Annotated in this window: 2 protein-coding genes; one reads left to right on the plus strand and one right to left on the minus strand. The window is 73.6% G+C overall.

The annotated features are described in order from the left end of the window. Positions 1-148: 148 nt before the first annotated feature. Positions 149-1,273, minus strand: coding sequence for a nucleotide disphospho-sugar-binding domain-containing protein (locus tag AC068A_RS36865; RefSeq protein WP_478590665.1), 1,125 nt, complete (start codon positions 1,271-1,273; stop codon positions 149-151). A gap of 290 nt (positions 1,274-1,563) precedes the next feature. Here AC068A_RS36865 and AC068A_RS36870 point away from each other — a divergent pair. Further along, a partial coding sequence (locus AC068A_RS36870) for a type I polyketide synthase (RefSeq protein WP_478590666.1) occupies positions 1,564-7,471 on the plus strand: 5,908 nt, incomplete at its 3' end.

Genomic DNA, 7,471 nt, shown 5'->3' on the forward strand with positions numbered 1-7,471 from the left:
GGGGGGGGGTTCTGGGCAACCCGCGGTTGTGCTACCCCCCTCCTCACACGGTCCCTTTTGAGAGGCCCCCCGGGGGGGAGGGGAGGGGGGGGGGGGGGGGGGGGGCCCCCCCCCCCCCCCCCGTCCCACATCCGCTCCGGCCCGCCACTCAGCGGCCGGCCAGCTCCTCCAGCCGCGCCACGAGCGACGCTGGCGTCGGCATCGCCTCGATCTCGGCCCGCACCTCCCGCGCCACCGCGGCCATCTTCTCGTCCGTGATCAGCCGCGTCAGCAGCTCCGCGTCCAGGTCCTCCGCCGTACGGCTCAGGCCCAGACCCCGGTCCTGCACGCACTGGGCGTTGATCCCGCGGTCCGCGCCGTCGGGCAGGACCAGCTGCGGCACGCCCGCGTTGAGCGCGGCGAGCGTCGTCCCTGCACCGCCGTGGTGCACGGCCGCATCACAGTTCTCCAGCAGCTTCGCGAGCGGCACCCAGCCCACGACCCGTACGTTCTCCGGCAGTTCGCCGAGCTCGGACGTCTCCACCTCGCCCAGCGCGAGCACGAACTCCGCGTCCACCTGCGGGGCGGCGGCCACCAGCCGCTGGATCGGGCCCAGACCGTTCACGTGCACCGTCGCCGTACCCAGCGTCACCCCGATACGCGGGCGGCCGGTCCGCTCCTCCAGCACCCAGTCCGGCAGCACCGCACCGCTGTTGTACGGGACCGGCCGCATCACCCAGCCGTCCGCCTCCGCCTCCACCATGCTCGGCGGCGCGATGTCGATCACCGGCACCCGGTCCGGCACGCTCGCCACACCGTGCCGGGCCATCGTCTCCGACATCATCGCCACGGTCATCTCGCGCAGCGGAGTCGCCCGCAGACAACCGAAGTTGTGCTGGACCGCCGGAATGCCGAGACGGGACGCCGCGATCAGACCGGCCACGAAAATCTGCTCGTACACGATCAGGTCGGGGCGGAACGCGTCGGCGGTCCGCATGATGCCGTCGGTGAGGGCGTCGTTGAGCCGGGCGAACATCATCAGCCCGTCCATCGGGTCGAACCGGTCCGGGTCCCGCAGCCGCGCTATCAGCTCCCCGCACTTCGTCTGGAGGAACTCTTCCAGGTGGAAACCGGGGTGGACGTCGGCCACGTGCAGACCGGCGTTCGCCGCCTCCAGCGCGTCGCCCGAGCTGGCGACCAAGACGTCGTGACCGGCCGAACGCAGCGCCCAGGCCAGCGGAACCGTCGGGAACAGATGCCCGATGGCCGGATAGGTGACGAACAGAACGCGCATGAGAACGACTTCCTCTCGGGTGGCGTGAACAGATGAGGCCGGGTATTCAACCCGACGACAGGATTCGACAGAAGGCCGGGTCGCGGACCCTTGACAAGAACCTTCTGAATTCTTGCAATTGCCCTTACTCCGGGGGCATCATGAGTCAGTCTCGCCCGCAGAGTCAAGGCGCCTTCCAGCGGTTTCCGCCTAGGGGTCTTTAGGGGATTGTTAGGGGTTTCTGCCGCCCCTTTCCCGTGTCAGGGTCTCCCCAGTATTGGAGTTCTCTGTACGGAGTGGTGGAGCGCGCGATGTCGAACGAGTCCCAGGATTTCGCACCCGAGATCGGCGGCTCCTCCGAGGCCGGCGGGACTCAGCCCGGACCCCGGGACGCCCAAGGCGGAACCGGGGACACCCAGGACGTAACCGGCAGCGGCGACCACCCGGCGGCCCAGGCACAGTGGCGCGAGCGCCTGGCCGGCCTGACCGAGGGCGAACAGCGCACAGCACTGCTCGACTGGGTCTCCTCCCTGGTCACCGCCACCCTGCGGGACGCCGCTCCCACTGCCCTCGACCCGGACCGCTCCTTCCTCGACCTCGGCTTCGACTCGCTCGCCGCAGTCGACCTGCACGCCCGCCTCGTCGCCGGAACCGGTCTGCGCCTCCCCGTCACCCTCGCCTTCGACCACCCCACCCCCGCCCACCTCGCCGCCCGCGTCCACGCCCTGCTCCTGGGCCGGGCCGCCCCCGCCGAGGCACCCGTCACCGCCGCCGTCAACAGCGACGAACCGATCGCCATCGTCGGAATGGGCTGCCGATTCCCCGGCGACGTCCATTCCCCCGAAGAACTCTGGGAACTCGTCGCCGCCGGCACCGACGCCATCTCGGAATTCCCCACCGGACGCGGCTGGAACCTCGACTCCCTGTACGACCCCGACCCCGACCGGGCCGGCACCACCTACACCCGCGAAGGCGGATTCCTCCACGACGCCGACCAATTCGACGCCGCATTCTTCGGAATATCCCCGCGCGAGGCCCTGGCGATGGACCCGCAGCAGCGCGTCCTGCTGGAAACCTCCTGGGAGGCATTCGACCGGGCCGGCCTCGACCCCGCCGGACTCCGCGGCGGCCGGGTCGGCGTATTCGTCGGCGCCGAAACCCAGGAATACGGCCCCCGGCTCGAGGACGCCGCCGACGGATTCGAGGGCTACCTCGTCACCGGCAACGCCGCGAGCGTCGCCTCCGGCCGCATCGCCTACACCTTCGGCTTCGAAGGCCCCACCGTCACCGTCGACACGGCCTGCTCCTCCTCGCTCGCCGCCCTGCACCTCGCCGTCCAGGCCCTGCGCAACGGCGAATGCTCCCTGGCACTCGCCGGCGGCGCCGCGATCATGGCCAGCCCCGGCTCCTTCCTCTCCTTCAGCCGCCAGCGCGGCCTCGCCCCCGACGGCCGCTGCAAGCCCTTCGCGGCCGCCGCCGACGGCACCGCCTGGGGCGAAGGCGTCGGCATGCTCCTCGTGGAGCGCCTCTCCGACGCCCGTGCCCACGGCCACCGCGTCCTGGCCCTCGTCCGCGGAACCGCCCTCAACCAGGACGGCGCCAGCAACGGCCTCACCGCACCCAGCGGCCCCGCCCAGCAGCGCGTCATCCGCCAGGCCCTCGCCAACGCGGGCCTGTCGCCTACCGAAGTGGACGCCGTCGAGGCACACGGCACGGGCACCCGGCTGGGCGACCCGATCGAGGCCCAGGCACTCCTCTCCACGTACGGCCAGGACCGCCCCGCGGACCGGCCGCTGTGGCTCGGCTCCCTCAAGTCCAACATCGGCCACACCCAGGCGGCCGCCGGCGTCGCCGGCGTCATCAAGATGGTCATGGCCATGCGGCACGGGGTCCTGCCGCAGACCCTCCACGTCGACGCACCCACCCCCCACGTCGACTGGGAAGCCGGCGCCGTCTCGCTCCTGACCGGCGCCGTCGACTGGCCGGCGTCCGGCACCCCGCGCCGGGCGGGCATCTCCTCGTTCGGCATGAGCGGCACCAACGCCCACGCCATCATCGAGGAGCCGCCCGCCGAGGACCGTGCCGACGACGCGGCGGACCTGTCGTCCGGGCCGGCGCCGGTGCCGGCCCCCGGCCACGCCCCCGGACCGCTGCCCTGGGCCCTGTCCGCCAAGACCCCCGAAGCCCTGCGCGCCGCCGCCCGCCGCCTCGGCGACTGGCTCGACACCCACCCGGACACCACCCCGCACGACATCGGCCACTCCCTCGCCGCCACCCGCAGCCGCTTCGAACACCGCGCCGTCGTCCTCGGCGACGACCGCACCGCCCTCCGCCAGGCCCTGAACGCCCTCGCCGACGGCACCGACACACCCGCCGCCGTCCACGGCGAACCCGCCGCAGGACGCACCGCCGTCCTCTTCACCGGCCAGGGCAGCCAGCGCCTGGGCATGGGCCGCGAACTGTACGAGACCCACCCGGTGTTCGCCGACGCCCTCGACGACGCCTGCTGGTACCTCGACGAGCAGCTCGAACACCCGCTGCTCGACGTCCTCTTCGCCGACGAGGACACCCCCGAGGCCGCCCTCCTCCACCAGACCGCCTACACCCAGCCCGCGCTGTTCGCCGTCGAGGTGGCGCTGTACCGGCTCGTCGAGTCCTGGGGACTCCGGCCGGCCTTCGTCGCAGGCCACTCCGTGGGCGAGATCGCCGCCGCCCACGTCGCGGGAGTCCTCAGCCTCGAAGACGCGTGCGCGCTCGTCGCCGCCCGGGGCCGCCTCATGCAGGCCCTGCCCACCGGCGGAGCCATGATCGCGGTCCAGGCGTCGGAGGACGAGGTCCTGCCGCTGATCGGCGAGGGCGACCGGGTGGGCATCGCCGCGGTCAACGGTCCGCAGGCGGTCGTCGTCGCCGGCGACGAGGACGCGGCCGTCGCCGTCGCCGAAGCCTTCGAGGCCCAGGGCCGGAAGACCAAGCGGCTGACCGTCAGCCACGCGTTCCACTCGCCGCACATGGACGGGATGCTGGAAGACTTCCGCCGGCTGGCGCAGGTCCTGAACTACCGCACCCCCACCCTGCCCGTCGTCTCCCTCCTCACCGGAACCACCGCCACCGCCGCCGAGCTCGCCAACCCCGAACACTGGGTCCGGCACGTACGCGACGCCGTCCGCTTCCTCGACGGCGTACGCACCCTCCGGACGCGCGGCGCCGACTCCTTCCTGGAACTCGGCCCCGACCCCGTCCTCACCGCCATGGCACAGGACTGCCTCGCCACCGACCCGCAGGACACCACGACCGCGACCCCGCCCCCCGCCTTCGCCGCCGCGCTGCGCGCCGGCCGCCCCGAGACCGCCACCCTCCTCGACGCCGTCGCCCGCATGTTCGTCCGCGGCACGGACGTGGACTGGGCCGCCTGCTACGCCGGTACGGGCGCGGCGCGCGTGGACCTGCCGACGTACCCCTTCCAGCGGCAGCGCTACTGGATGGACGCGCGCCCCCCCGCCGCCGATGCGACCACCGCCAACGGGTACGGGACGGCTCCGGCCGACAGCGTCTTCTGGGACGCGGTCGAGCACCAGGACGTGGCCGCGCTCGCCGCCGCCCTCGAACTGGACGCGGACGGCGAACAGCCGCTGAGCGAGGTCGTCCCGGCCCTCTCGGCATGGCGCCGCCGCATGCGGACCCGGTCCGAGGTGGACGGCTGGCGCTACCGCGCGTCCTGGAAGCCGCTGGCCGATGCCGCGGCCGGCGGTGTCCGGCTGACGGGGTCGTGGCTCGTCGTGACGCCCGCTGCGGACGTGGACGACACGGCCGTGGTGGGTGCGCTGGCCGGGCGTGGCGCCGAGGTCCGGCGGGTCGTGGTCGAGGCGGGTACGGACCGTGCTGCGCTGGCAGGGCTGCTGTCCGAGGCCGTTTCGGCGGCCGGTTCGGTGGCGGGTGTGGTGTCGCTGCTTGCGCTGGATGAGGCTGCGGGTGTGGTGGCCACGGCTGTTCTGGTGCAGGGGCTGGGTGATGCCGGGGTGGAGGCGCCGTTGTGGTGTCTGACCCGTGGTGCGGTGAGCGTGGGCCGTTCGGACCGTCTCGTCTCGGCGGTGCAGGCCCAGGTGTGGGGTCTGGGCCGGGTGGCGGCTCTGGAGCTGCCCGGGCGTTGGGGTGGTCTGGTGGACCTGCCCGAGGTGTGGGACGAGCGGGCCATGGGCCGGCTCGTCGGCGTACTGGCCGATGGCGCGACGGGTGAGGACCAGGTCGCGGTCCGGTCGTCGGGTGTCTTCGGGCGCCGGCTCGTCCGGGCCGCCGCCGGGAAGGGCGGCCCATGGTCGCCGTCCGGGACGGTCCTGGTGACCGGTGGTACGGGTGCTCTGGGCGGGCGGGTGGCCCGCTGGCTGGCCGGCGCGGGTGCCGAGCGTCTGGTGCTGACCAGCCGCCGGGGCGCCGACGCGCCCGGCGCCGCCGAACTGGCCGACGAGCTGACGGAACTCGGCGTCGAGGTGGCGGTCGTGGCGTGCGACGCCGCCGACCGGGATGCCCTCCGTGCCGTGCTGGAGGCCGAGGCCGAGCACCTCACCGCGGTCGTCCACACCGCCGGTGTCCTCGACGACGGTGTTCTGGACGCCCTGACGCCCGAGCGTTTCGAGAGCGTGCTGCGTGCCAAGGCGACCTCCGCGCTCCACCTGCACGAGCTGACCGCCGAGCTCGGCATCGAGCTCTCCGCCTTCGTGCTGTTCTCCTCCATGACCGGCACCATCGGTGCGGCCGGGCAGGCCAACTACGCCGCCGCCAACGCCTACCTGGACGCCCTCGCCGAGCAGCGCCGGGCCGCGGGCCTGGCCGCGACCTCGATCGCCTGGGGCCCATGGGCGGAGAGCGGCATGGCCGCCGACGAGGCGACGGACGCCCGGATGCGCCGCGAAGGCGTGCCCCCCATGGCCCCCGATGCGGCGATCGCGGCGCTGGCGCAGGCCGTCGGCGCCGGCGAGGCCGCCCTGACCGTCGCGGACATCGCCTGGGACCGCTACGCGTCCGTCGTGGCAGCCCTCCGCCCCAACCCGTCCGTCGCAGGGTTCGTCACCGGCGCGTCGGCGGACGACACCGCCGCCACCGGCCACGGGACCGTCGTGACGGGCGCCGATGTCGCGGGCGCCGCGTTCGCGAAGCTGGCCGGCCTGCCCCGGGCCGAGCAGGACCGGGAGTTGCTCGGCCTCGTCCGTACGCACGTCGCCGCCGTCCTCGGACACGACGGCGCGGACGCGGTGGGCGCCGAGCGTGCCTTCAAGGACCTCGGGTTCGACTCCCTGGCCGCCGTCGACCTGCGCAACCGCCTCGGCGCGGCCACCGCGCTGCGGCTGCCCACCACCCTCGTCTACGACCACCCGACCTCGGCCGCCCTCGCCGAGTACCTGCGCAGGGAGCTGGTCGGCAGCGGGCAATCGGCCGACACCGGCCTGCCGGTCGCCGTCGCCGCCGACGAGGACCCGATCGCCATCGTCGCGATGAGCTGCCGCTTCCCCGGCGGCGTCCGGACTCCGGAAGACCTCTGGCGGCTGCTGGCTCAGGGTGCGGACGCGGTCGCCGAATTCCCGGCCGACCGCGGCTGGGACCTGGACCGCCTCTACAGCCCCGACCCGGACCGGCCCGGAACCTCGTACACCCGTGAGGGCGGCTTCCTCTACGACGCCGCCGACTTCGACGCCGACTTCTTCGGCATCTCGCCGCGCGAGGCCCTCGCGATGGACCCGCAGCAGCGGCTGCTGCTGGAGACCTCCTGGGAGGCGTTCGAGCGCGCCGGCATCGACCCGGCCGTTCTGAAGGGCAGCCGGGCCGGTGTGTTCGTCGGCACCAACGGGCAGGACTACCTCTCCCTGGTCGCCGGCGACGCCGACGGCCTGGAAGGCCACGTCGGCACCGGCAACGCGGCCAGTGTCGTGTCCGGCCGCCTGTCGTACGTGTTCGGCCTCGAAGGCCCGGCGATCACCGTCGACACGGCCTGCTCCTCGTCGCTGGTCGCCCTGCACCTGGCCGTTCAGGCGTTGCGCCAGGGCGAGTGCACCATGGCCCTCGCCGGCGGCGTGACCGTGATGTCCACCCCTGATGCCTTCATCGACTTCAGCCGTCAGCGGGGGCTGGCGGAGGACGGTCGGATCAAGGCGTTCGCGGCTGCGGCGGACGGCACCGGTTGGGGTGAGGGTGTCGGCATGCTGCTCGTGGAGCGGCTGTCGGACGCCC

Source organism: Streptomyces sp. NPDC043854, from assembly GCF_056436005.1.